The sequence below is a fragment of the Micromonospora chokoriensis genome, from assembly GCF_900091505.1.
GTDB classification, from domain to species: Bacteria; Actinomycetota; Actinomycetes; order Mycobacteriales; family Micromonosporaceae; genus Micromonospora; species Micromonospora chokoriensis.
Window position 1 is genome coordinate 2204183 of the sequence record NZ_LT607409.1, and the last position, 22714, is coordinate 2226896.

Genomic DNA, 22714 nt, shown 5'->3' on the forward strand with positions numbered 1-22714 from the left:
GGACGAGCATGTGGTTCATGACTGAGCGGGTGGACCACAACGGGCTGACCGAGCACAGCGACAGGTGGCTGCTGCCGGTCGGCGACGGTGTCGTGACGCAGTTGCGGATCGACTTCGCGTTCACGCTCGTGATCGAGGCGTGGCTCGAGATCCGCGTCGAGACCGAGTTCTCCTACGGCGTACCCGGTGCCGAGTGCCGGATCGACCCCTGCGTGTCGGCTGGTCTGGGACCTCTGCTCGACCGGCACCAAGCGGAGGTCACGGCCGTCGAGGTCGGTAAGGACGGTCGGCTGAGGGTGACGTTCGCCGACGATGCGGTCCTGCTCGTCGAGCCGCACGATCAGTACGAGGCGTTCACCGTCGCGGGCACGCCGCCGTCGACGTCACGGCGGTTCCTCTTCGTCGCCGTACCCGGTGGCGGCCTCGCTGTCTGGTAGCGCCTGCTGCCCTGGTCGGTGACCGTGATCCGTCAGCGACCAGGCAGGGCACACCGCGAGGGCCTGCCAGGTCGTGCCGGACTGTCACTGGTGCAGGTTAGGGTCCGCGTCGTGGACGACACCTCGATGGCCCGGCAGACCGCCCACGCCTACGTCGATCTTCTGGAGCGTCGCGACTGGTCCGGGTTGGCTGCCCTGCTCACCGACGATGTGGTCTACGAGATGCCGCAGACTCGGGAGCGCATCCGCGGCAGGGACGCGTTCCTGCGGTTCAACACCGACTATCCCGGCGAGTGGCACCTCCGACCGCGACGGGTGATCGCCGACGGTCGCCTCGCTGCCCTGTTGCTCGACGTCCGCGTCGGCGCCGAGCAGGCGGAGGCGTGCGTGTGGCTGGAGATGTCCGAGCGCGGGCTGATCAGCAAGGTCATCGACTACTGGCCCGAGCCGTACGATCCGCCGCCGGGCCGGGAGCACCTCGTGGAGCGGTGGTGATCGTCAGCCTGTCGCCGCAGCAGCCCAGGCGCGGCAGGCAACGTCTCTACGTGACGCTTTCCAGGGGTGCCTCGGCGCTGACCGGGTGCGGCAACACCACCGCCTGAGCGGCGATGACGCGTTCGCCGTCGAAGGTCAGCGCCGGCGACCCGTGCAGCCGATAGCCCTGATCGAGAAGGGCGCTGACGCGGGCGCAGAAATCAGCGTCGTCGGGCCCGGTGATGAGGCGGTAGCCGAGCGGTTTCGTGAAGTCCGACACCGCTGCATTGTCTCTGCCCGGATGCTGGCGCGGGCTCGCGATCCCACGCTGCTCACAACAGGTGGGTACGGAGGAACTCCAGCTCCAGGGGGAGCAGGCGCTCGGCGGTGCCGTTCGCGGCCATGTGCGTCGCGCCGGTCAGCGGCAGCACGGCGTGCGGGCGGCCGGTGCTCAGCAGCGCCGCCGACAGCCGGAGCGTGTGCGCGGCCACCACGTTGTCGTCGGCCAGGCCGTGCACCAGCAGCAACGGGCGGGCCTGGTCGGGGGCGGTGACCGGCTCGGCGGCCAACTCGACGAGCGAATGGTGCGCGTAGACGTCCTGGCCGTCCTCCGGCGACCCCAGATAACGCTCGGTGTACGCGGTGTCGTACAGCGCCCAGTCGGTCACCGGCGCACCGGCGATGCCGCACTTGAACAACTCCGGGTGACGCAGCACCGCCAACCCGGCCAGCCACCCGCCGAACGACCAGCCGCGCACCCCCACCCGGCTCAGATCCAGGTCGGGATGCTTGCCGGCCAGTGCCGTCAACGCGTCGATCTGGTCGGTGAGGATCACGTCGGCCACCCGGCGGTGGATCGCCTTCTCGAACGAGGGCGCCACTCCCGGCGTACCCCGGTTGTCGATGGTGACCACCGCGAACCCCGCGTCGGCCCACCACTGCCGCTCCAACCACGCGGCCCGCGCCGCCACGACCTCCTGGTGCCCCGGCCCGCCGTAGATGTCCAGCAGCACCGGCAACCGTCGACCCGTCACGTGGTTGTCCGGGTAGAGCACCGCCGCCGGCAACCGCCGGTCGGTCACCCGTTCCAGCAGCGGCAGCGGAGAATACGGCGGGTTGGCGGCGAACGACCGCAGCTCGGCCAGCTCCTGGTCGCCGCGGCGCACGGTCCACCGCACCCCGGCGTGGTCCAGCGACGCGACACCCACCGCCAGCACGTCCCCGCCCACCGCGGCGGTGTACCAGCCGGAGTCGGTGGTGAGCCGCCGCGCGTCCACCCCACCGCCGATGGTGGTGCGGATCCGGAAGAGGTGCCGCTCGCTCGGCTCGCCGTCGCTCGCCTCGACCAGCAGGTCGGCCGGACCGGACGCGGCCGGCAGTCGACCCACCACCCGGCGTACGTACAGCGACGGAGGGGTGAGCAGGGTGCCGTCGGCGAACAGGCACCTCGCGTCGTACCCGTCGTGGGCCAACTCCCCGCCGACCAGCACGCGGCCGTCCGGGAGGTGCGCCGGGGTGCCGGCGATCGGCTCGACCCAACGCGGGTCGGCCAGTTCGGCGTGCACCTGAGTCTCGCCGGTGCGGGGGTCCACCGCCAGCACCAGCCCGTGCTGCTGCGAGCGGCGCAGCACGGTGATCAACGGGCTGCCCTCGACCCAGCTGACCCCGGTCAGGTACGGGTAGGTCTCCCGGTCCCAGTGCACGTCCACCCAGCCGTCGTCCAGGTCGAGCAGGTGCAGGCTGACCTCGGCGTTCGGCCCACCGGCCCGGGGGTACGCGACGGCGGTCGGCGGGCTCGCCGGCTGGGCCGGGTCGTGCAGGTGCCAGCGTTCCAAGCGGGACTCGTCGACCCGGGCGGCGAGCACCATCCGGCCGTCCGGAGCCCACCAGTAACCCCGGTACCGACCGAACTCCTCAGCCGCGATGTGTTCGGCCAGTCCCCAGCTCACACCGGCGTCCTCGCCGGCCAGCAGGGTGTCGGTGCCGTCCGCCTCGATCACCCGCAGCTCGCCCCGGCGCACCCCCTCGGCCGCGTCCGTCACGTACGCCAGCCGCTGCCCGGTCGGGTCCGGACGCGGGTCCAGCACCGGACCGACGGCCGCCACCTCCACCACGTCGCCGTGCACCAGATCGGCCCGGAACAACCGCCCGGCCAGTGCGAACACCGCGACCCGACCGGCGGCGTCCAACGCGTACGAGCCGATGCCGGCGGCGCTGAGCCGCAGCCGCTCCCGCAGCGCGCGCTCACCGGGGGAGAGGGACCTGACGTCCCCGTCCTCGCCGAGCAGGGTTTCCGGATCGGCGACCAGGCGCTCCTCGGCGGTCGCCACGTCCAGCAGCCAGAGCGCGTCCGCCGGGTCCTCCGGACCGGCGGAGCGCAGGAAGATCACCCGGGAGCCGTCCTCGGCCACGGAGACAGCGCGTGGCGCGCCGTGGCTGAACCGGTGGGTGCGGGCGGCCAGCTCCGGAAAGTCCACACGCCAAATCGTAGAGCCGGACCGGAGGTGATGTGGCCGACCTGGGCGGACGCGTCGACGTCGGCAGGGAGGAACCGCCGGTTAGAGTGACCGTCGTGACGATGTTGCCCGACCGCCGCCTGCTGCTGGTCCACGCGCACCCCGACGACGAGTCGATCGGCACCGGCTCGACGATGGCCCACTACGCCGCGCAGGGCGCGCACGTCACGCTGGTGACCTGCACCCTCGGCGAGGAGGGCGAGGTGCACGTCCCCGCGCTGTCCCAGCTCGTCGCCGCCGAGGCCGACCAGCTCGGCGGGTACCGGATCGCCGAACTGGCCGCCGCGTGCGCCGCGCTCGGCGTCGGCGACCACCGCTTCCTCGGCGGCGCCGGCCGCTACCGCGACTCGGGGATGATGGGGCTCGCCACCAACGAGCACCCCCGGGCCTTCTGGCAGGCCGACCTCGACGAGGCCGCCGGGCACCTGGTCGAGATCATGCGGGAGGTACGCCCGCAGGTGCTCGTCACGTACGACCCGAACGGCTTCTACGGGCACCCCGACCACATCCAGGCGCACCGGGTGGCGATGCGCGCCGTCGAGGTGGCCGCCGCCGAGGGGTGCGCCCCGCTCAAGGTCTACTGGACGGCGATGCCGCTCAGCGTGCTGGAGGCCGGGATGACCCAGTTCGCGGAATCCTCCGACAACCCGTTCGGCGGCATCGAGGACATCGCCGACCTGCCCTTCGGCACCCCGGACGCGGACATCGCCGCCCAGATCGACGGCACCGACCAGCACCTGGCCAAGGAAGCCGCGATGCGGGCGCACGCCACCCAGATTCCGGCCAACTCCTGGCTCTACGCGATCGCCGGGAACTTCGGCGGCGAGTTCATGGGCGTGGAGTACTTCACCCTCGCCGTGGGCGAGAAGGGCCCGGGCGCCGGGCCGTACGGCTGGGAGGACGACCTCTTCGCCGGGCTGCCCGAGGAGACCGGCCCGGACCGGTCTCCGGTCGCGGCGGCCGGTCTCCGGTGACCTCGCCCACCGCGTCGATGACGGTCGTGGACGACCAGACCGCCCCGCCTCCGGCGGGGTCGCCGCCGCGCCTGCTGGACCTCGGCGTGCGGGTGGCCGGCGCGATCATCGTGGTGGTCGCCGGGGTGCTGACCGGGGTGCTGGAGCTGTTGCTCGCCACGGTCCGTGTCGGCGGCTACCTGATCGGGGTCTCGGCACTCATCGCCGTCGGCGCCAACATCGCGCTGAGCTGGTTCGCGTACGAGGCGGTCGGCCGCAGGTGGGCGGTGGCGTTGCCGGCGGTGCCCTGGTTCGCGCTGATGGCGGTGGCCGCTGTCCGGACCAGCGAGGGTGACCTGCTGCTGGCCGGGGACAACTGGGTCGGCCTGGCGCTGATCGTGGCCGGCGCGATGACCTTCGCGGTGATGGGTTTCCGGCAGATCCTCGCCCCGGCACAGACGCTCGGCCGCTGATGACGTCACCCAGGTAGGGGTGGTAGATATTCCTGCCAGAGATGGGGCCCCGCGACGGGGCGTACGGCGGGAGGTCCGGCGATGGACAAGCGGTGGCGTGACATCGGGGTGCTCGTGGCGGCCCTGTTCGCGGTGAACGTGATCGCCCGGCTGATCATCCGGTTCGGCTTCGAGGGTGACGACACCGCTGCCGACCGGGTGTCGTTGGCGATGTTCGCGGTGATCGGGCTGATCCTGGCGGTGGTCGCCTTCCGTTGGGGTCGTCGTCGGCCGGTGGCGGGCTGGGCGGCCGACATGGCCCTCGTGGTGCCGGTGGCGATGGTGCTGACCGTGCTGGTCGGGCCCCTGCTGATCGGTCACAACCCCTTCGCCGGCGGCGCGCCGACGTTCTTCGCCCAGATCTGGCTCTACCTGCTCGCCACCGGCGCCGGGTTGCTGGTCGGCTACCTGGTGCTCACCGCGCTCGGGCGCGACTACCGCTCGCAGCAGCTCAAGCGGTACGCCGAGGTGTCGGCCGCCAAGCCCCGCCGGGTCGTCCGCCGCTGACCCGCCCGCCCTGCGCGCTGGCGTTCACGCGCGCCTCGGCCTGCGCGCTGGCGCGCACGCCCCGCCCTGCGTGCGCGCTGACCGCCCTGCGTGCGCGCTGACCGCCCTGCGTGCCCGCTGACCGCCCTGCGTGCGCGCTGACCCGCCCCGCGTGCGCGCTGACCCGCCCCGCGTGCGTGCTGACCCGCCCCGCGTGCGCGCTGACCCGCCCTGCGTGCGCGCTGACCCGCCCCGCGTGCGCCAGCCCGCACCGACCGCGTGCTGCGGCGGTGATCGACTCGGATTTCAGGAAGTCGCGGGGTCAGGCTGCATCGGATGGTCCGGTTTCCGTGAACGCGAGTGGATCACCGCCCGGGACCGGGCGCCGGGCGGGGGTGGATCGGCTCAGCGTGGGGCGACCCGGGTCAGGTAGGTGTGGTGGGTGGTGAAGCCGAGCCGCCGGTAGAGCGTGACCGCCGCCGTGTTGTGCTGCTCCACCTGGAGGAACGCGTGTGTCGCTCCGGACGACACGCCCCAGGCGGTCAGTTCGTGGATGACCTGACGGGCCAGCCCTCGCCGGCGGGCCTCGGGCAGCACCTCGATCAGGCTGAGGCCCAACCAGCGCCCCTGGCCGGTCACCGTGCCCCGGCCGACGGCCACCAGCGCGCCGTCGACGTACACGTGGGCGAAGCGGACCTGGTCCACGGCGGTGAGCACGTGCCGCGCGGCCCCGGGTAGGCCGCCCTTGCGTCCGGCGGCGACGGCCAGCCACTGCTCGCTCGGCGCGGCGGCCAGCTCGACGACCGCGCCGCGCCACGCGCCGGGGGCACCGGGGGACACCTCGCCGGCGGCGCCGGTGCCCACCTCGGCGACCGCGTCGGTGCCCGGCTCGGCGACCGCGTCGGTGGCCGGCTCGGTGACCGCGCCACGCCACGTGCCGGCGACGTCGGAGGTGGCGCTGACCGCGTCGCCCTGGCGCGGGGCCGGCCGGCCCTCGGCCGGCAGGGGGAGTGGGGCGGTCTGCACCAGTGTCGGCGGTCGGGCGGTCCAGCCGCGGGCGTCCAGTTCCGTGCCGACCGGCGCGGCGAGCGGCAGCGGCGTGTTGATCATCGCGGGCTGGCCCTGCTCGGCGTACCAGCGCTCGACAGCGTCCACGGCGGCGGGCAGCGGCCGGTCCGGGTCGCCGATCGGCAACGCCGAGTTGGCCCGCCCGGTCCAGCCGTCCGCGGACCGGAGCAGCCAGTCGCCGAGCCGGCCGCGCGTCGGCGCCGGCCAGGCCTCGTCGGCGGCCCGCTCCAGCGCCACCACGGCCGCCGCGGTCGGTCGACGGGTCGCCGGCACGCGCTTGGCGCGGTGCACCTGTGCCACCGGCACCCGTAGCGGTCCTTTCGCGGTGGCCAGCGTGAGATGAGTCTCGCTCAGCTCCACCAGCTCACCGAGGGCATCGGAGAACAGTGGGCGGCCTTCGCGAATCCCCACAATCCAGCGGACCACGATCCGGTGTCCCACATCCTGCTGTCGGAGCACGATCGACCCCCTCCCCGGCGAGATACTAGGCTCTTACCGTCGCGGGAGATCGCGACGTGTCTGCGGAGGAGAAGACCGGTGACCTACATCATCGCCGAGCCGTGCGTGGATGTGCTCGACAAGGCATGCATCGAGGAGTGCCCGGTCGACTGCATTTACGAGGGCAACCGGATGCTCTACATCCACCCCGACGAGTGCGTCGACTGTGGTGCCTGTGAGCCCGTCTGCCCGGTGGAGGCGATCTTCTACGAGGACGACGTCCCGGAGCAGTGGAAGGACTACACCGGCGCCAACTACGAGTTCTTCGAGGATCTGGGCTCGCCCGGTGGTGCCTCGAAGGTCGGCAAGGTGGAGAAGGACGCCACCTTCGTCGCCGCGCAGCCGCCGCGCGGCGAGGGCCACTGAACCGGTCCGCGCCGGTCTCGTCACGGCTGCCCGAGTTCACCTGGGACACCCTGGACGCCGCGGCCACCCTGGCCGCGGCGCACCCGGAGGGCCTGATCAACCTCTCCATGGGTACGCCGGTCGACCCGGTGCCCGAGGTGATCCGTCGGGCCCTGGCTGACGCGTCCGACGCTCCCGGTTACCCGCTGACCGCCGGCACGCCGGCGTTGCGCGCCGCGATCGCGGCATGGGTGTCGAGGGCCTGCGGCGCGGGTGTCGACGGTCTCGGAGTGTTGCCGACGATCGGCTCGAAGGAGCTGGTCGCGTGGCTGCCCACCCTGCTCGGCATCGGTCCGGGTGACGTGGTGGTGGTGCCGTCGATCGCATACCCCACGTACGAGGACGGTGCCCGGCTGGCCGGTGCCACTGTCGTGCGTACCGACTCGCTCACCTCGGTCGGGCCGACCTCGCGGGTCCGGCTGGTCTGGGTCAACTCGCCCGGCAACCCGACCGGGCGGGTGCTGCCCGCAGCGCACCTCCGCAAGGTGGTCGACTGGGCCCGGGAGCGCGGCGCGGTGGTCGCCAGCGATGAGTGCTACCTGCCTCTGGGCTGGTCGGCGGAGCCGGTCTCCGTGCTGTCCCCGCAGGTCAGCGGTGGCAGCTACGACGGGGTGCTGGCTCTGCACTCGCTGTCCAAGCGGTCCAACCTGGCGGGCTACCGGGCCGGGTTCGTCGCCGGTGACCCGGCGCTCGTCGCCGAGCTGCTCAAGGTACGCAAGCACGCGGGCATGATCGTGCCCGCGCCCGTGCAGGCGGCGATGGTGGCCGCGCTGGACGACGAGCGACACGCCGAGGAGCAGCGGGAGCGCTACCGTGCCCGGCGTGAGGTGCTCCGGGCCGCGTTCACCGAGGCCGGGTTCACCGTCGAGCACTCCGAGGCGGGTCTCTACCTGTGGCTCACCCGCGGTGAGGACTGCTGGGAGACAGTCGACTGGCTGGCCCGTCGAGGCATCCTGGTGGCTGCCGGAGTGTTCTACGGCCCCACCGCCGGGCAGTACGTCCGGGTCGCGCTGACCGAGTCCGACGAGCACGTCGCGGCGGTCGCCGGCCGGCTGCGGGCCTGACCCCGGGCGCCCGGCGATGACCGACGGCACGACCGGGCGGTACGCCGGGGTACGCGCGGCCGTGATCGGCACCGGCCTGATCGGCGGCTCCGTGCTGCTGCGCCTGGCCGAGGTCGGCCTGGACGTCGCCGGATGGGATCCGGACCCGGCCACCCGTGAACGGGCGCAACTCCGGGGCGTGCTCGCCCCGGCCACTGTCGAGCAGGCCGTGGCCGGTCGGGACGTGGTCTTCCTCTGCGGTCCGCTGCCCACACTCGCGCACACCCTAGCCCGGGTGGCCGAGCTGACCGCACCCGGCTGCGTGCTCACCGACGTGGGCAGCACCAAGGTCGAGGTGACCGAGGCGGCCGATCGACTCGGGCTGGCCGACCGGTTCGTTCCCGGGCACCCGATGGCCGGTGCGGAGTCCGCCGGCCTGACCGCCGCCTCGCCGACGCTGCTGACCGGTGCCGCCTGGGTGCTCTGCCCGGCCCCGGGCACCGCGACGGCGGCCTTCCGCTGGCTGACCGGGCTGCTGGTGGAGGTGTTCGCCGCCCGCGTCGTACCGATGTCGGCGTCGGCGCACGACTCGGCGGCGGCGCTCGCCTCGCACGTGCCGCACCTGCTGGCCGGGGCGCTGGCCGGTGCGACGCAGCGGGCGCCGCTGCGCGACGCCGTGCTGACGCTGGCCGCCGGCAGTTTCTCCGACGGCACACGGGTGGCCGGCACGCCGGCCGAGCGGACCGCGAACATGCTGCTCGGCAACCGCGACCGGGTCCTGCACGAGCTGGACGAGGTCCGCGCCTTCCTGGACGGGCTGGCCGCCGCCCTGCGGGCCGACGACGCACCGGCGCTCATCGCCCGGTACGCGGAGGCCAGGGCTGCCCGCTGCGCGTTGGCGGACCGGCGATTCACCGGTGCGATCCGGGAGTTCCCGGTCGACGGCGACGGTGCCGCCGAGGTGGCCTGGTTGCGCGGGCTGGGCGAGGTCGGCGGGCACCTGACCGGGTGTCAGGTCGACTCCGAGGCGGTTTCCTACACCGCACGGCTCCCGGTGGCTGACTAGGCTGAGGGGCATGGCGACGGACGGGCCGGTGGTGCAGGTGCGCGGCGAGGCGTACCGGGAAGTGCCGCCCGAGCTGGCCCGGTTCGCGGTCACCGCGACAGCGCGTGACCGGGACCGGGAGGCGACGCTGACCCGGTTGGCCGAGCGGGCTGCCGCCGTCCGGGTGCTGCTCGACGGCTCTGGTCCCACTGTGGCTCGGCGGGAGACCGGCGACCTGCGGGTGCGGCCGGAGACCCGGCGTTCGGGCGAGCGGGTGGTCGCGTGGCACGGCAGCGTGACGACCACCGTCACCGTCACCGACTTCACCGCTCTGGGTGAGCTGATGCTCCGGTTGGCCGACCAGGACCAGGTCGAGGTGGCCGGGCCCTGGTGGGAGCTTCGCCCGGACAGCCCCGCGCACCGGGAGGCCCGACACGCCGCAATCGGCGACGCGTTGCTGCGCGCCCGGGAGTACGCGGAGGCGCTCGGTGCCCGGGTCACCGCCCTGATCGAGTTGGCCGACGCCGGCCCTGCCGACCGGCCGATGTTCGCCCGCGCGGCGTTCGCCGGGGGTGGCGCGGGTGGTCGTGCGCCGGAGCTTGAGCTGGACCCGCAGCCGCAGACGGTGCAGGCGGCGGTGCAGGCGCGGTTCACCATCAGCGACCCGGTCCTCGACTGATGCCACCGGCCCAGGTGCTGTCCGTCGACGAGCTGGTCGAACGGGCGCTGGTGTTGGCCGAGGCCGGGCCCCGACAGCTGCTCGGCATCGCCGGCGCGCCGGGTGCTGGGAAGTCCACGCTGGCCGAGTTGATCGTCGCCGAGGTCGGGCCGACCGCCCGGCTGGTGCCGATGGACGGCTTCCACCTGGCCCAGTCGCAACTGGTCCGACTGGGCCGCGCGGACCGCAAGGGCGCGGCGGACACCTTCGACGCCAACGGGTACGTCTCGATGCTGCGCCGGTTGCGTCGCCTGGAGCCGACCTCGGTCTACGCCCCGGAGTTCCGGCGGGAGCTGGAGGAGCCGGTCGCCGGGGCGATCGAGGTGCAGCCGTCGGTACGACTGGTGGTGACCGAGGGCAACTATCTGCTGCTGCACGACGACCCGTGGTGGGAGATCCCGCCGCTGCTGCACGAGACGTGGTTCCTGGACCTGGACGCGGAGATCCGCCACCGGCGGCTGACCGCCCGGCACGAGGCGTTCGGGCGGTCGCCGGAGCAGGCCCGCGAGTGGGCGCTGGGCAGTGACGAGGCCAACGCGGCGCTGATCACCCCCACCGCCGAGCGGGCCGACCTGGTGGTCCGCCTTCCCGAGCCACCGGCGGCCTGACCGGTTCGTCGAGTCCGGCGGGCGTCAGTGCCACCGGCGGCCTGACCGGTTCGTCGAGTCCGGCGGGCGTCAGTGCCACCGGCGGCCTGACCGGCCCGTCGAGGGCGGCGGGCGTCAGCCCAGTTCGCGGACCGCTCGGGCGGGGTTGCCGACGGCGACCACGTTGGGCGGCAGGTCCCGGGTGACCACAGCGCCCGCGCCGACGACGGTGTTCGCACCGATCGTCACGCCGGCGAGCACGATGGCACCGCCGCCGAGCCACACGTTGTCCTCGATGGTGATCGGCTTGGCGGCCTCCCACTTGTCGCGGCGCGGACCGGGCTCCACCGGATGTGTCGGGGTCAGGAGCTGCACGTTCGGTCCGATCTGGACGTCGGCACCGATGACGATCGGCGCGACGTCGAGGAATACGCACTGGTAGTTGACGAAGCTGCGTGGCCCGATCCGGATCTGCCAGCCGTAGTCACAGTGGAACGGCGGGCGGATCCATGTGCCCTCGCCCAGTTCGCCGAGCAGGTCGCGGAGCGCCTCGAGGCGGGCTCGCGGATCGGTTGCGGCGCTGGTGTTGAAGCGTTCCATCAGCAGGGCGGCGCGGTCCAGGTCAGCGATGATCTCGGGATCGTCGGCGAGGTAGGGCTCGCCGGCGAGCATGCGGTCCTTCATGGAGGTCACCTGGTCGATGATCCCTGCCAGCCCGCTCGGGGGTTGGCAGGTCCGTCATATTTTCGACCCCTTTTCTGCATACCGGGTATGCAATACTGACTCCGGTCTATGGAACCCCGTCATCGGTATCGACGCTCCACCGAGGAGGATCCGTTGCATCGACGCAGAAGAACGACAACAGCCGTCACCGCGGTCGCAGCCCTCGTCCTGGGCACTCCAGCGCTCGCCGTGGCCAGCCCACCCACCAGCACCGCACCCGACGCCACCCCACGTGCCGCGGCCGGCGTCTCCACCACGAAGACCGTCACCCTGCTCACGGGTGACCAGGTCACCGTCACCCCGTCCGGGTCGGCCGCCGTCCGGCCCGGGCCGGGCCGGGCTCACCTGCGCTTCGTCACCACCCGTGACCGCGGTCAGGTCACCGTGCTGCCGCAGGACGCCGTGCCGCTCGTCCGGTCCGGTCGGGTCGACCGGCGACTGTTCAATGTGACCGGGCTGATCGCCGCCGGTTACGACGACTCCCGTCGGGACAACCTTCCGGTGCTCGTCGCCGGCGGGGCGGGTGCTCGGCAGCGGGCCACCGCGCCCACCGGGCTGACCGTCACCGCGCAGTTGCCCGCGATCGGCGGGGTCGCCGCCACGGCGGACAAGAAGCAGGTCGCGACGGTCTGGGCAGCGCTCACCGGCGCGAACGCCCGGGTCGGCACGGCGGGGGGTGCCGACCGAATCTGGCTCGACGGCCGCCGACACGTCACGCTGGACCACAGCGTGCCGCAGATCGGCGCGCCGGCCGCGCACCAGGCAGGCTTCACCGGTCAGGGGGTACGCGTCGCGGTGCTGGACACCGGCATCGACGCCGACCACCCCGACCTGGCGGGTCGGGTCGCCGAGTCGCACAACTTCACCGAGGCCACCGACGCCGGTGACACAGTGGGCCACGGCACCCACGTCGCCTCGATCATCGCCGGCAGTGGCGCTGCCTCGGGCGGTAAGTACCGGGGCGTCGCGCCGGACGCCACGCTGCTCAACGGCAAGGTCTGCGAGGACTTCGGCTGCCCGGACTCGGCGATCCTGGCCGGCATGCAGTGGGCCGCCGTCGACCAGGACGCCGACGTGATCAACATGAGTCTGGGCGGTACGGACACGCCCGACGTCGACCCGCTGGAGGCGGCCGTCGAGTCGTTGACCGCGCAGACCGGCGCGCTCTTCGTGATCTCCTCCGGCAACGACGGCACCGACGGCTCGGTCAGCTCGCCGAGCACGGCTGACGCCGCGCTGTCGGTGGGCGCGGTGGACCGGGACGACGCCCTGGCCGACTTCTCCAGCCGAGGCCCCCGGGTGGGCGACGGCGGGTTGAAGCCGGACCTGACGGCTCCCGGCGTCGACATCGTCGCCGCCCGGGGCGAGGGAACGCTGCTCGGCGACCCGGTGGGCGACTCCTACGTCACCATCTCCGGCACCTCGATGGCCGCCCCGCACGTGACCGGCGCGGTGGCGCTGATCGCCCAACAGCACAGTGGCTGGGCGGCGGCCCAGCTCAAGGCGACACTGATGGCGTCGGCGAAGCCGCACCCGGAGCAGACCTCCTTCCAGCAGGGTGCCGGCCGGGTCGACGTGGCCCGGGCGATCACCCAGCGGGTGGTCAGCGACCCGGTCAGCGTCGGCTTCGGGCAACCGGCCTGGCCGCACGACGACGACACCCCGGTCACCCGGACCGTCGACTGGCGCAACGACGGGCCGGACCCGATCACTCTGGACCTCACCCTCGAGGTGACCGGCCCGGAGGGCCAGCCGGCACCGGCGGGCCTGTTCAGCCTGGCGGCGGCCCAGGTCACCGTGCCCGCGGGCGGCACCGCCGGCACCACTGTCACCGCGGACACCCGGGTCGGCACCGACGGCTACTGGACCGGGCGGATCGTGGCCCGCTCCGGGGAGACCGTCGCGGTCACCCCGATCGCCGTGCACCGGGAGGTGGAGAGCTACCAGCTCACGGTGCGCCACCTGGATTCCACCGGAGCGCCCGCGACCGACCACATCACCACATTGGTCGACCTGGACACCTTCCGGACCTACGACCTGTACGACCCGGACGGCACCGTCGACGTCCGGTTGCCCAAGGGCCGTTACGGGCTCGCCAGCATCCTCTTCTTCGAGGACGGGGCCACCCAGTTCGCCCAACCGGAGCTGGTCGTGGACGCCGACACCGCGGTGACCGTCGACAACCGGAAGGCCCGGCCGGTGCGGACGGCGGTCCCGGAGCCCACGGCCGTGCCGGCGCTCGTGGACATCACGGCGCTGTTCCTGGAGGGCGACAACGGATTCGGGTTCGGCCTGCTTGCGTTCGACTTCACCGGATTGGCCACCGGGCACCTCGGCCGGGCGGCGTCCGCCGAACGGTTCGTCTCGACGATCAGCAGTCAGTGGGCGACAGCGGAGCTGGAGAACAGCCCCTACCTGTACGCGCTCGCCGAGACGATTCCCGGCCGGATGCCGACGGGCTTCGACAAGACCTACCGGAGCCGGGACCTGGCGAGCGTCACCCACCAGTTCCGGGGCGGCTATCCGGGCCTGGTCGCCGAGCGGGTGGTGTTCCCACACCTCGAACCCGACGCGGGTGGCTGGGCGATCGGCCTGCCCACCACGGTGCCGGGGCAGCGGGTCGAGCACTACAGCACCAACGCGGTGCGGTGGTCCCCGGAGCTGATGTTCGGGGTCGTCACCGAGGAGGGTTGGATCGACCTGAAGGTGAATCTGGCCTCCGACCCGAGGGCGTACCAGCCCGGGCGGCACGCCCGGGAGAGCTGGAACAGCGCGCCGTACGGGCCGTCCTTCCCGGCGCCGCGCTGGCCCGGTCAGAGCATCAGTCGACTCGGTGACGAGATCCAGGTGGGAGTTCCGGTGCACGGCGACGCCGACGGGCACGCCGGATTCTCGGTCACCGACGAAGGCCGGACCGCCCTCTACCGCGACGGCAAACTGGTCGGTGAGTCGGCGGAGCCGGGATTCGGGCAGTTCACCGTGCCGCCCGGTAACGCCCGTTACCGGTTGGAGGTGTCGGCCAAGCGGAGCTTCACCGACCTCAGCACCGAGGTCAGCACGGCGTGGACGTTCCGCTCCCGGCACGTCGGCGGGGACGACTACCGTCAACTACCGGTGTCGGCCGTCCGGTTCACGCCACCGCTGAGCGTGGACAACGCGGCTCCCGCCGGGCGGAGTCTGGTCATCCCGGTGCAGGTGCAGCGTCAACCCGGTGCTGCCGCGTCACGGGTGACCAAGCTGACCGTGGACGTCTCCTACGACGGGGGCAAGACCTGGCAGTCCGCCCGGGTGCGGCACGGCGGGCAGGGCTGGACGGCTACTGTCCGGCATCCCGCCGGGCCCGGCCACGCGTCCCTGCGGGCCACCGCCACTGACGCCGCCGGCAACACGGTGACCGTGAAGATCATCCAGGCGTACCGGTTGCGCTGAGGCGTACCCCCGACGGGTCCGCGGCCGAGCGCCGCGGACCCGGCGGGGACGTCAGTCGTTGGCGTGCAGGGCGGCGTTCAGCTCGATGCCCCGGCCGGTGCGCGGCTTCGCCTCCAGCGCGCCGGTCACCGAGTTGCGCCAGAACAGCAGCCCGTCGACGCCGGACAGCTCGCGGGCCTTGACCACCCGACCGTCCGGCAGGGTGACCTTCGACGCGGCGGTGACGTAGCAGCCGGCCTCGACCACGCAGTCGTCGCCGAGGGTGATGCCGACGCCGGCGTTCGCGCCGACCAGGCTCCGCTCGCCGATGCTGATCTTCTCGGTGCCGCCGCCGGAGAGGGTGCCCATGATCGAGGCGCCACCGCCGATGTCGGAGCCGTCGCCGACGAGCACACCCTGCACGATCCGGCCCTCGACCATCGAGGTGCCGACGGTGCCGGCGTTGAAGTTGACGAAGCCCTCGTGCATCACCGTGGTGCCGGCGGCCAGGTGGGCGCCGAGGCGGACCCGGTCGGCGTCGGCGATTCGCACACCGGAGGGCACCACGTAGTCGGTCATCCGGGGGAACTTGTCCACCCCGTACACCGACAGGTGCCGGCCCGCCGCCCGCTCGATGACCCGCAGCTCGTCGACCCGCTCCGGCGGGCACGGCCCGGCGGACGTCCAGGCCACGTTGGCCAGCTTGCCGAAGATGCCGTCCAGGTTGAGCTGATTGGGTCGCACCAGGCGGTGCGAGAGCAGGTGCAAACGGAGGTACGCGTCGGACGCGTCCTTGATCGGGTCGGCCAGCGAGCCGATCACGGTGACCACCTGGACGGTACGCAGACCGGGCAGCGACCGGTCGCCGAGCGCGGCCGGCGGCAGGTCGAGCACGTCCGCCTTGTCCTCGCCGGAGACCAGCGGCAGCTCACCCAGGCCCAGCTTGCCGGTCGGGTACCAGGTGTCGAGCACCTGCTCGTCTGCGGTGACCGTGGCCAGGCCGATGCCCCAGGCCGAATCTGCGGACGTCACTGTTACACCTCTCGGTAGCGGCCGGCTGGCCTCAGCTCACTGCTCACGCTGACAGCCCTGAAGGTACCGTGCGATTCATGGAGAACCCGCTGACCCCCGAGGTCCTCGCCGATCCGGTGCAGCTGACCCGCGCTCTGGTCGACATAGAGTCCGTGTCCCTCAACGAGAAGGCGATCGCCGACTGCGTCGAAGAGGTCCTGCGAGGTGTGCCGCACCTGAGCACCCACCGGCACGGCAACACCGTGATGGCGCGCACCGACCTCGGTCGGTCGCAGCGCGTCGTGCTGGCCGGGCACCTGGACACGGTGCCGCTGAACAACAACTTCCCGTCGACCATGCGTGGCGACCTGATGTACGGCTGCGGCACCTCCGACATGAAGTCCGGCACCGCGTACGCGCTGCACCTCGCGGTGACCCTGCCCGACCCGCGCTACGACGTGACGTACTTCTTCTACGAGGCCGAGGAGATCGAGTCCCGGTACAACGGGCTGAACCTGGTCGCCCAGGCGTACCCGGAGTGGCTGGAGGCGGACTTCGCGGTGCTGCTGGAGCCGACGTACGGCATCGTCGAGGCGGGCTGCCAGGGCACCATGCGCTCGGTGGTCACCACCACCGGGGTACGCGCGCACTCGGCGCGCTCCTGGCACGGGGTGAACGCCATCCACGCCGCCGGTGAGGTGCTGCGCCGCCTCCAGACGTACGAGGCGCGTCGGGTCACCATCGACGGCTGCGACTACCGCGAGGGCATGAACGCGGTGCGGATCGGCGGTGGGGTGGCCGGCAACGTGGTCCCCGACCACTGTGAGATCGAGGTCAACTACCGGTTCGCCCCGGATCGCAGCCCCGCCGAGGCGGAGGCGCACCTGCGGGAGGTGTTCGCTGGTTTCGAGGTGAAGGTGACCGACATCGCGCCGGGCGCGGCCCCCGGGCTGGAGGCGGCTCCGGCGAAGGAGTTCCTGGCCGCGGTGGGCGCCGCGCCGATCGGGAAGCTGGGCTGGACGGACGTCGCGCGCTTCGCGGCCATGGGCATCCCCGCGCTGAACTTCGGCCCCGGTGACCCCAACCTCGCCCACCACCCCGACGAGCACGTCGAGATCAGCAAGATCCGGGACGGCGCGGCGACCCTGCACCGCTGGCTGGCCCCGGCCTGACCGGCCGGGCCCCCGGGGCGGGGCGCTCGCCCCGGTGATCAAGAGGTTTGCGTCAGCCTGGCCCGTTGTCGGCGACGCAAACCTCTTGATCGGATCCGGTTGGCGCGGAGGAGGCGGGGGAGAGGTTCAGGTCCCGGGTGCGGCGACGTTCCGCCACGACGTCTCGGATCCGTCGCTGCATCTGGCGACGGATGCGGACCATCTCGCTGTTACTGATCACGCTGTCTCCTCCCCCGAAGGCGCGCGCCGGGGCATACCCGGTATGCGAATAGTAAGACGTATGGGAGAGCCGAATAGTTGCCCTTGATCGCGAACTATTTCTCGGCGTCCCCGCCCCGCGCACCCGGCGGGTGCTGCTCCACTACGGTTGCCCCATGAGCCAGAGCAACGGGCGGGAGGCCGGTCGCGGTCCCGGACAGGAGCGACACCGCGGCGCGGTCACGCTGCGCAGAGGCGCGATCCCGAGCAGCACCGCCGACCAGCGGTTGCTGGATTCACGGGGTCGGGGCGACTGGAAGACCAAGGACGCCTGGCGTGCGCTGCGCATCCTCTCCGAGTTCGTCGAGGGTTTCGACACCCTCGCCGACCTGCCGCCGGCCGTCAGCGTCTTCGGCTCCGCGCGCAGCGGACCGGACAGCGCCGAGTGTCAGCTGGCCGAGCAGTTGGGCGGCGCGCTCGCCCGGGCCGGCTACGCGGTGATCACCGGTGGCGGGCCCGGTGTGATGGAGGCCGCCAACCGTGGTGCCAGCGAGGCCGGCGGGCTTTCCGTCGGGCTCGGCATCGAGCTCCCGTTCGAGCAGGGCATCAACGAGTGGGTCGACCTGGCCATCGACTTCCGCTACTTCTTCGCCCGCAAGACCATGTTCGTCAAGTACGCCCAGGCGTTCGTCGTGCTGCCCGGCGGTTTCGGCACCATGGACGAGCTGTTCGAGGCGCTCACCCTGGTGCAGACCGGCAAGGTCACCCGGTTCCCGGTGGTGCTGATGGGCGTCGCGTACTGGCAGGGGCTGCTGGACTGGCTGCGCGACACGATGGCGGCCGACGGCAAGATCGGCCCGGTCGACCTGGAGCTGATCTGTCTCACCGACGACGTCAACGCGGCGGTCCGGCACATCGTCGAGGCCGAGGCCGCACTGTCCGCCGAGCAGGAGGCGGTCCGCGACGAGGTCGTCGCCCGTACCGGGGCGGATCAGCAGGCCGCAGCCGTTCAGGCCGCCGAGCAGCCGCGGGACATCTGATGGCGGCGATCTGCGTCTTCTGCGCCTCGTCCCGCACCCTGGACCGACGCTGGTTGGACCTGGCCACCGAGACCGGCGCCGAGCTGGCCCGGCGCGGGCACACAGTGGTCAGCGGTGGCGGCTGCGTCGGCATGATGGGAGCGCTCGCGGACGGCGCGCGGTCCGCCGGCGGGCGCACCCTCGGGGTGATCCCCCAGTCGCTCGTCGACCTGGAGGTCGCCGACCTGGCCTCGGACGAACTGCTGGTCACCGACTCGATGGCCGACCGCAAGACCCTGATGATCGAGAAGTCGGACGCCTTCCTCACCCTGCCCGGTGGGCTGGGCACCCTGGATGAGCTGTTCGAGGTCTGGACCACCGCGACCCTCGCCCTGCACGCCAAGCCCATGGTGCTGATCGACACCGACGGGTTCTTCCGCCCCCTGCTGGACTGGCTCGACAGCCTCGCCGAGCAGAACTTCCTGAAGACCGCCGGCCGCGACCTCCTCACGGTGACCACCACCGTCCCGGAAGCCCTGGACGAACTGGAATCCCGCCTAACCTGACCCACCCCACCCCCCACCCCCCACCCCCCGCCCCCCGCCCCCCGCCGCCCCGCCGCCTCGCCCGTTGATCATGACGTTGGCGGTGCCGCTGTCGGCGTGTCGCGCCGCCAACGTCATGATCGACGGGGCTGGATGGGGTGGGGTGGGGTGTGGGCCGGGTGGGGTGGGCTGGGTGGGGTGTGGGGGTGGGGTGGGGTCTGGGTGGGTGTCGTACGGGTTTGATGGGATGAGCTGATGCAGGCGTACCGGTTGGTGCGGCGGTCTGGTGGGCCGGCGCGGGAGGGCGACGGCGGGCCTGGTGGCAGCACCGTGGCCGCCGGCGGCACCGTGCTTCCCGACCATGACACCCCGGTTGCCGGTGGCAGCGGGTTGAGCGACCGCCCTGGTGAGCCGGTCGCCGCACCCGGCCGACGGGTCGACCCCGTGCAGGCCGAGGTGGTCGGGCACACCGACGGGCCGATGCTCGTGCTCGGCGGCCCGGGCACCGGCAAGACCAGCACCCTGGTCGAGGCCGTCGCCGCCCGGGTGGCCGACGGCGTCGACCCGGAACGCATCCTGGTGCTGACCTTCGGCCGTCGTGGCGCCACCGCGCTGCGGCAGCGCATCGAGGCCCGCATCGCGCAGGACGGCCACCGCGTGTTGCGCGAGCCGCTGGTGCGCACCTTCCCGGCGTACGCCTTCGGGTTGCTCCGCCGGGCCGCCGCCGAGCGGGGTGAGCCGTCTCCGCGGCTGCTCACCGGCCCGGAGCAGGATCTGATCATCCGCGAGCTGCTGGACGTGGTGGGCGAGGAGCCCGAGGACGACCCCGTCGGCTGGCCGAGCGACCTGCGCCCCGCGTTGCGTACCCGGGCGTTCGCCGGTCAGCTGCGCGACCTGCTGATGCGCGCCGCCGAACGGGGCGTGGGCCCGGTCGACCTGGCCCGGCTGGGCGAGAAGCTCGGCCGCGACGACTGGCCGGCCGCCGCCCGCTTCCTCCGGGAGTACGTGTCGGTGCTCGCGCTGCGCGACGTCAGCAACCGGGGCTCCATCGCGTACGACCCGGCCGAGCTGGTCCGGGCGGCCACCGGGCTGCTCCGCGACGACGAGGAGTTGCTGGCCGCCGAGCGCCGCCGCCTCGCCCACGTCTACCTCGACGAGTTGGCCGACACCGACCCCGCCCAACTGGAGCTGCTCTCGGTGATTGCCGGTGGAGGCACGTCACTCGTCGCGTTCGCCGATCCGGACTCCTCCACGTACGCCTTCCGGGGCGCCGACCCGACCGGGGTCGCCACGTTCCCGCACCGCTTCCGCACCGCCTCCGGGGCGCCGGCCGCGCAGGTGCTGCTGACCACGTCGTACCGGGCCGGGCCGGATCTGCTCGCGGCCGTCGCTCGGCTGGGCCGCCGGCTGCGCGGCCCGGCGGCGCACCGCCGGCTGCACCCGTTGCCGGACGCGCCGCCCGGGACGGTCGAGGTCCACACGTTCCGCTCCGCGACCAGTGAGGCCGCGTGGCTGGCCCACTCGCTGCGCTCGGCGCACCTGCTCGACGGTGTGCCCTGGTCGCGGATGGCGGTGCTGGTGCGGTCCACCGCGTTGCAGCTGCCCACGTTGCGACGGGCGCTGCACGCGGCCGGCGTACCCACTGTGGTGCACGGCGAGGATCTGCCCCTGCACCTGCAACCGGCGGTCGCGCCGCTGCTCCTGCTGTTGCGGTGCGCGCTCGAACCGGACCGGCTGGACGAGGAGGCGGCGGTCGCGCTGCTGCACTCACCGCTGGGCGGCGCCGACCCGCTGGCCGAGCGGCGGCTGCGGCAGGGCCTGCGCGCGCTCGCGCTGGCCGGCGGTGACCGACGCCCCTCCGGGGAGCTGATCGTCGAGGCGCTGCGCGATCCCGCCGAGCTGGCCGACATCGACCGGCACTGGGCCGAGCCGGCGCAGGCGGTGGCCGGGCTGCTGGCCTGCGCGCGGGACGCCGCCGCCCGACCCGGGTCGACCGCCGAAGACGTGCTCTGGGCGGTCTGGCACGCCAGTAACCTCGCCGAGCGCTGGGCGGGCGCGATCATCCAGGGTCGACCGGCGGCCGGTGAGGGCGACCTGGCCCGGCGACGGCGGGCCGAGGCGGCCGACCGTGACCTGGACGCCGTGCTGGTGCTCTTCGACGCGGCGGCCCGGTTCACCGACCGACTACCCGGTGCCCGCACCGAGGTCTTCCTCGACCACGTGCTCGCCCAGGACCTGCCGGCCGACACCATCGCGCCGACCGCCGACCGGGGCGCGGCGGTACGCCTGCTCACCGCGCACGCCGCGAAGGGCCTGGAGTGGGACCTGGTCGCGGTGGCCGGCGTACAGGAGGGCATCTGGCCCGACCTTCGACTGCGCGGCAGCCTGCTCGGTTCCGAGCGGCTGGTCGACGTGCTGGCCGGTCGGTCCGTCGACGGGGCGACCGCGGCGAACGTGGTGGGTCAGACCTCCGCTCTGCTGGACGAGGAGCGCCGCCTCTTCCACGTCGCCATCAGCCGGGCCCGGCACCGGTTGCTGGTCAGCGCCGTCGCGTCGGCCGCCGTCGGCGGCGACGACCACGAGGAACAGCCGAGCCGGTTCCTGCACGAGTTGGTCCCCCACACGCCGCCCCGACCGCCGGACGGCACCGGACCGGCCGACCCGACCGCACCGCCCGGCCCGCGCAACGGTCCGCAGCGCGGAGGTGCAACCGGCGGTGTGCCCGGTGGTACGTCCTCAGCCGCCGGAACCCACGCCGACGGCGGCAGGACCGACGGCAGGACCGACGACGGCACGCCCTCCGCCGACGGCGGGACCGGCGTCGGGGCCGGCGGCGACGTGAATGACGGCGACGGCGAGGCGGATCGGCCCGGGGCGCTGCCGGTGACCCGTCCACCCCGGGCGCTCACCCTGCCGGCACTCGTCGCGGAGCTGCGTACCGCCATCACCGACCCGGCCGCTCCGGCGGGCCGGCGGCGCGCGGCGGCGGCCGAGCTGGCGCGCCTCGCCGTCGCCGGGGTGCCCGGCGCGCACCCCGACGACTGGTGGGGGTTGCGCGCGCTCTCCGACGACCGGCCGCTGGTGGACGAGGGTGAGCCGGTGCGGGTCACCCCGTCGGCGATGGAGAGCGCACTGCGGTGCAGCCTGCGGTGGTTGCTGGAACGGCACGGCGGTAGCGGCCCGACCAGTACGGCGCAGGGTGTGGGCAACCTGGTCCACGCCGCCGCGATGCTCGCCGAGGACGCCAGCGCCGACCGGGGCGCTCTGCTCGACTACGTGGCCGCCCGGTTCGACGCGATCGAGTTGGCCGCCCGGTGGATGGCCGGGCCGGAGCGCGAGCGCGCCGAGGCGATGGTCGACAAGCTGCTGCGCTGGTTGGCCACCAACCCGCGGCGGCTGCTCGCCATCGAGCACGAGTTCGCCGTCCGCCTGGACGACCCGAACCGGCCGGTGGACCTGGCCGGGCGGGTCGACCGGTTGGAGATCGACGAGGCCGGTCGGCTCGTGGTGATCGACCTGAAGACCGGCAAGTCCACCGCCGTCACCGGTGCCGAGTTGGCCGAACATCCGCAGCTCGGCGCGTACCAGGCGGCGGTGGAGGCGGGGGCGTTCGCCGAGTTCGGGGACGAGTCGGGGGGCGCCGCGCTGGTGCAGCTCGGCACCTCGGCGAAGGACGCCCGGGAGCAGAACCAGCCGGCGGCGGGCGAAGGGCCGGCGGCCGGCTGGGCGACGGCACTGGTCCGGCGCACCGCCGATACGATGGCAGCCGCCACGTTCGCCGCGGTGGCCAACTCGAAGTGCCGGGTCTGCCCGGTGCGGACCAGCTGCCCGGTCTCCGGGCAGGGACGCCAGGTGGTCGAGCCGCCGACCGCCCGTCCTTCGGATAATCCGTGAGC

General features: G+C 73.1%; 20 protein-coding genes. 15 read left to right on the top strand and 5 right to left on the bottom strand.

Going from position 1 to position 22714, the window contains the following annotated elements:
- Window positions 1-17: 17 nt before the first annotated feature.
- Window positions 18-437 carry a DUF6188 family protein gene (locus GA0070612_RS10425; protein ID WP_157742452.1) on the top strand — a complete coding sequence of 140 codons (420 nt, stop codon included), beginning with the start codon at window positions 18-20 and terminating at the stop codon, window positions 435-437.
- 126 nt (window positions 438-563) lie between these two features.
- Window positions 564-932 carry a nuclear transport factor 2 family protein gene (locus GA0070612_RS10430; protein ID WP_088991391.1) on the top strand — a complete coding sequence of 123 codons (369 nt, stop codon included), beginning with the start codon at window positions 564-566 and terminating at the stop codon, window positions 930-932.
- 46 nt (window positions 933-978) lie between these two features.
- Here the strand turns inward: GA0070612_RS10430 and GA0070612_RS10435 are convergent, their stop codons facing one another.
- Together GA0070612_RS10435 and GA0070612_RS10440 are read right to left on the bottom strand one after the other, a co-directional pair.
- The gene (locus GA0070612_RS10435; protein ID WP_088987725.1) at window positions 979-1191 is read right to left on the bottom strand and encodes a DUF1737 domain-containing protein; all 213 of its coding nucleotides are present in this window, start codon (window positions 1189-1191) and stop codon (window positions 979-981) included.
- Window positions 1192-1243: 52 nt separating this feature from the next.
- A complete protein-coding gene (locus tag GA0070612_RS10440; protein WP_088987726.1) occupies window positions 1244-3388 on the bottom strand; it encodes a S9 family peptidase in 2145 nt (714 codons plus the stop codon).
- Window positions 3389-3474: 86 nt separating this feature from the next.
- On the opposite strand from GA0070612_RS10440, the gene mshB reads away from it, so the two are divergent.
- From mshB to GA0070612_RS10455, 3 genes are all read left to right on the top strand, one after another.
- The gene (gene mshB / locus GA0070612_RS10445) at window positions 3475-4401 is read left to right on the top strand and encodes an N-acetyl-1-D-myo-inositol-2-amino-2-deoxy-alpha-D-glucopyranoside deacetylase (RefSeq protein WP_197699344.1); all 927 of its coding nucleotides are present in this window, start codon (window positions 3475-3477) and stop codon (window positions 4399-4401) included.
- 17 nt (window positions 4402-4418) lie between these two features.
- Window positions 4419-4853, top strand: a complete 435-nt coding sequence (locus GA0070612_RS10450; RefSeq protein ID WP_088991392.1) for a hypothetical protein — start codon at window positions 4419-4421, stop codon at window positions 4851-4853.
- An 81-nt stretch (window positions 4854-4934) separates the two neighbouring features.
- Window positions 4935-5399: a hypothetical protein gene (locus tag GA0070612_RS10455; RefSeq protein ID WP_088987728.1), complete on the top strand. Its 465-nt coding sequence runs from the start codon at window positions 4935-4937 to the stop codon at window positions 5397-5399.
- A 384-nt stretch (window positions 5400-5783) separates the two neighbouring features.
- Here GA0070612_RS10455 and GA0070612_RS10460 read toward each other — a convergent pair whose 3' ends face one another.
- Entirely contained in the window at window positions 5784-6905 is a 1122-nt protein-coding gene (locus GA0070612_RS10460) for a GNAT family N-acetyltransferase (RefSeq protein WP_088987729.1), read from the bottom strand.
- A 78-nt stretch (window positions 6906-6983) separates the two neighbouring features.
- On the opposite strand from GA0070612_RS10460, the gene fdxA reads away from it, so the two are divergent.
- The 5 genes from fdxA to GA0070612_RS10485 are packed head-to-tail and all read left to right on the top strand — an operon-like array spanning window position 6984 to window position 10763.
- On the top strand, window positions 6984-7310 hold the full coding sequence (fdxA, locus tag GA0070612_RS10465) for a ferredoxin (protein WP_030490464.1): 327 nt from the start codon (window positions 6984-6986) through the stop codon (window positions 7308-7310).
- Window positions 7307-8413, top strand: coding sequence for a succinyldiaminopimelate transaminase (dapC, locus tag GA0070612_RS10470; protein ID WP_269458289.1), 1107 nt, complete (start codon window positions 7307-7309; stop codon window positions 8411-8413). The genes fdxA and dapC overlap by 4 nt, the downstream gene beginning before the upstream one ends.
- A gap of 16 nt (window positions 8414-8429) precedes the next feature.
- Window positions 8430-9458, top strand: a complete 1029-nt coding sequence (locus GA0070612_RS10475; protein ID WP_088987731.1) for a prephenate dehydrogenase — start codon at window positions 8430-8432, stop codon at window positions 9456-9458.
- Between the two features lie 10 nt (window positions 9459-9468).
- Complete coding sequence (locus GA0070612_RS10480; protein WP_088987732.1) at window positions 9469-10116, top strand: SIMPL domain-containing protein; 648 nt, start codon at window positions 9469-9471, stop codon at window positions 10114-10116.
- The gene (locus GA0070612_RS10485; RefSeq protein WP_088987733.1) at window positions 10116-10763 is read left to right on the top strand and encodes a nucleoside/nucleotide kinase family protein; all 648 of its coding nucleotides are present in this window, start codon (window positions 10116-10118) and stop codon (window positions 10761-10763) included. Before GA0070612_RS10480 ends, GA0070612_RS10485 begins: the two co-directional genes overlap by 1 nt.
- Window positions 10764-10877: 114 nt before the next feature.
- Here the strand turns inward: GA0070612_RS10485 and GA0070612_RS10490 are convergent, their stop codons facing one another.
- Window positions 10878-11426 carry a sugar O-acetyltransferase gene (locus GA0070612_RS10490; protein ID WP_231924524.1) on the bottom strand — a complete coding sequence of 183 codons (549 nt, stop codon included), beginning with the start codon at window positions 11424-11426 and terminating at the stop codon, window positions 10878-10880.
- Between the two features lie 153 nt (window positions 11427-11579).
- Here GA0070612_RS10490 and GA0070612_RS10495 point away from each other — a divergent pair, with 153 nt between their 5' ends.
- Window positions 11580-14894 (top strand): S8 family serine peptidase, encoded by a 3315-nt coding sequence (locus GA0070612_RS10495; RefSeq protein WP_408630540.1) that lies wholly within the window; start codon window positions 11580-11582, stop codon window positions 14892-14894.
- A gap of 51 nt (window positions 14895-14945) precedes the next feature.
- On the opposite strand, the gene dapD is transcribed toward GA0070612_RS10495, so the two are convergent.
- Window positions 14946-15905, bottom strand: a complete 960-nt coding sequence (gene dapD, locus GA0070612_RS10500; RefSeq protein WP_088987736.1) for a 2,3,4,5-tetrahydropyridine-2,6-dicarboxylate N-succinyltransferase — start codon at window positions 15903-15905, stop codon at window positions 14946-14948.
- A gap of 77 nt (window positions 15906-15982) precedes the next feature.
- Between dapD and dapE the strand changes: the two genes are divergently transcribed.
- From dapE to GA0070612_RS10520, 4 genes are all read left to right on the top strand, one after another.
- Entirely contained in the window at window positions 15983-17056 is a 1074-nt protein-coding gene (gene dapE / locus GA0070612_RS10505; RefSeq protein ID WP_088987737.1) for a succinyl-diaminopimelate desuccinylase, read from the top strand.
- Between the two features lie 374 nt (window positions 17057-17430).
- Window positions 17431-18294, top strand: a complete 864-nt coding sequence (locus GA0070612_RS10510) for an LOG family protein (RefSeq protein WP_088987738.1) — start codon at window positions 17431-17433, stop codon at window positions 18292-18294.
- A complete protein-coding gene (locus tag GA0070612_RS10515; protein ID WP_088987739.1) occupies window positions 18294-18839 on the top strand; it encodes an LOG family protein in 546 nt (181 codons plus the stop codon). Before GA0070612_RS10510 ends, GA0070612_RS10515 begins: the two co-directional genes overlap by 1 nt.
- A 234-nt stretch (window positions 18840-19073) precedes the next feature.
- Window positions 19074-22712 (top strand): ATP-dependent helicase, encoded by a 3639-nt coding sequence (locus GA0070612_RS10520; RefSeq protein ID WP_088987740.1) that lies wholly within the window; start codon window positions 19074-19076, stop codon window positions 22710-22712.
- The last annotated feature ends 2 nt before the right edge of the window (window positions 22713-22714 follow it).

What these genes read in the sequence shown, in the direction of transcription:
- GA0070612_RS10425 (WP_157742452.1), top strand. Translation starts at nt 18, where the DNA reads ATGACTGAGCGGGTGGACCACAACGGGCTGACCGAGCACAGCGACAGG.
- GA0070612_RS10430 (WP_088991391.1), top strand. Translation starts at nt 564, where the DNA reads ATGGCCCGGCAGACCGCCCACGCCTACGTCGATCTTCTGGAGCGTCGC.
- GA0070612_RS10450 (WP_088991392.1), top strand. Translation starts at nt 4,419, where the DNA reads ATGACGGTCGTGGACGACCAGACCGCCCCGCCTCCGGCGGGGTCGCCG.
- GA0070612_RS10455 (WP_088987728.1), top strand. Translation starts at nt 4,935, where the DNA reads ATGGACAAGCGGTGGCGTGACATCGGGGTGCTCGTGGCGGCCCTGTTC.
- GA0070612_RS10475 (WP_088987731.1), top strand. Translation starts at nt 8,430, where the DNA reads ATGACCGACGGCACGACCGGGCGGTACGCCGGGGTACGCGCGGCCGTG.
- GA0070612_RS10480 (WP_088987732.1), top strand. Translation starts at nt 9,469, where the DNA reads ATGGCGACGGACGGGCCGGTGGTGCAGGTGCGCGGCGAGGCGTACCGG.
- GA0070612_RS10485 (WP_088987733.1), top strand. Translation starts at nt 10,116, where the DNA reads ATGCCACCGGCCCAGGTGCTGTCCGTCGACGAGCTGGTCGAACGGGCG.
- GA0070612_RS10490 (WP_231924524.1), bottom strand. Translation starts at nt 11,426, where the DNA reads ATGAAGGACCGCATGCTCGCCGGCGAGCCCTACCTCGCCGACGATCCC.
- dapE (WP_088987737.1), top strand. Translation starts at nt 15,983, where the DNA reads ATGGAGAACCCGCTGACCCCCGAGGTCCTCGCCGATCCGGTGCAGCTG.
- GA0070612_RS10510 (WP_088987738.1), top strand. Translation starts at nt 17,431, where the DNA reads ATGAGCCAGAGCAACGGGCGGGAGGCCGGTCGCGGTCCCGGACAGGAG.
- GA0070612_RS10515 (WP_088987739.1), top strand. Translation starts at nt 18,294, where the DNA reads ATGGCGGCGATCTGCGTCTTCTGCGCCTCGTCCCGCACCCTGGACCGA.
- GA0070612_RS10520 (WP_088987740.1), top strand. Translation starts at nt 19,074, where the DNA reads ATGCAGGCGTACCGGTTGGTGCGGCGGTCTGGTGGGCCGGCGCGGGAG.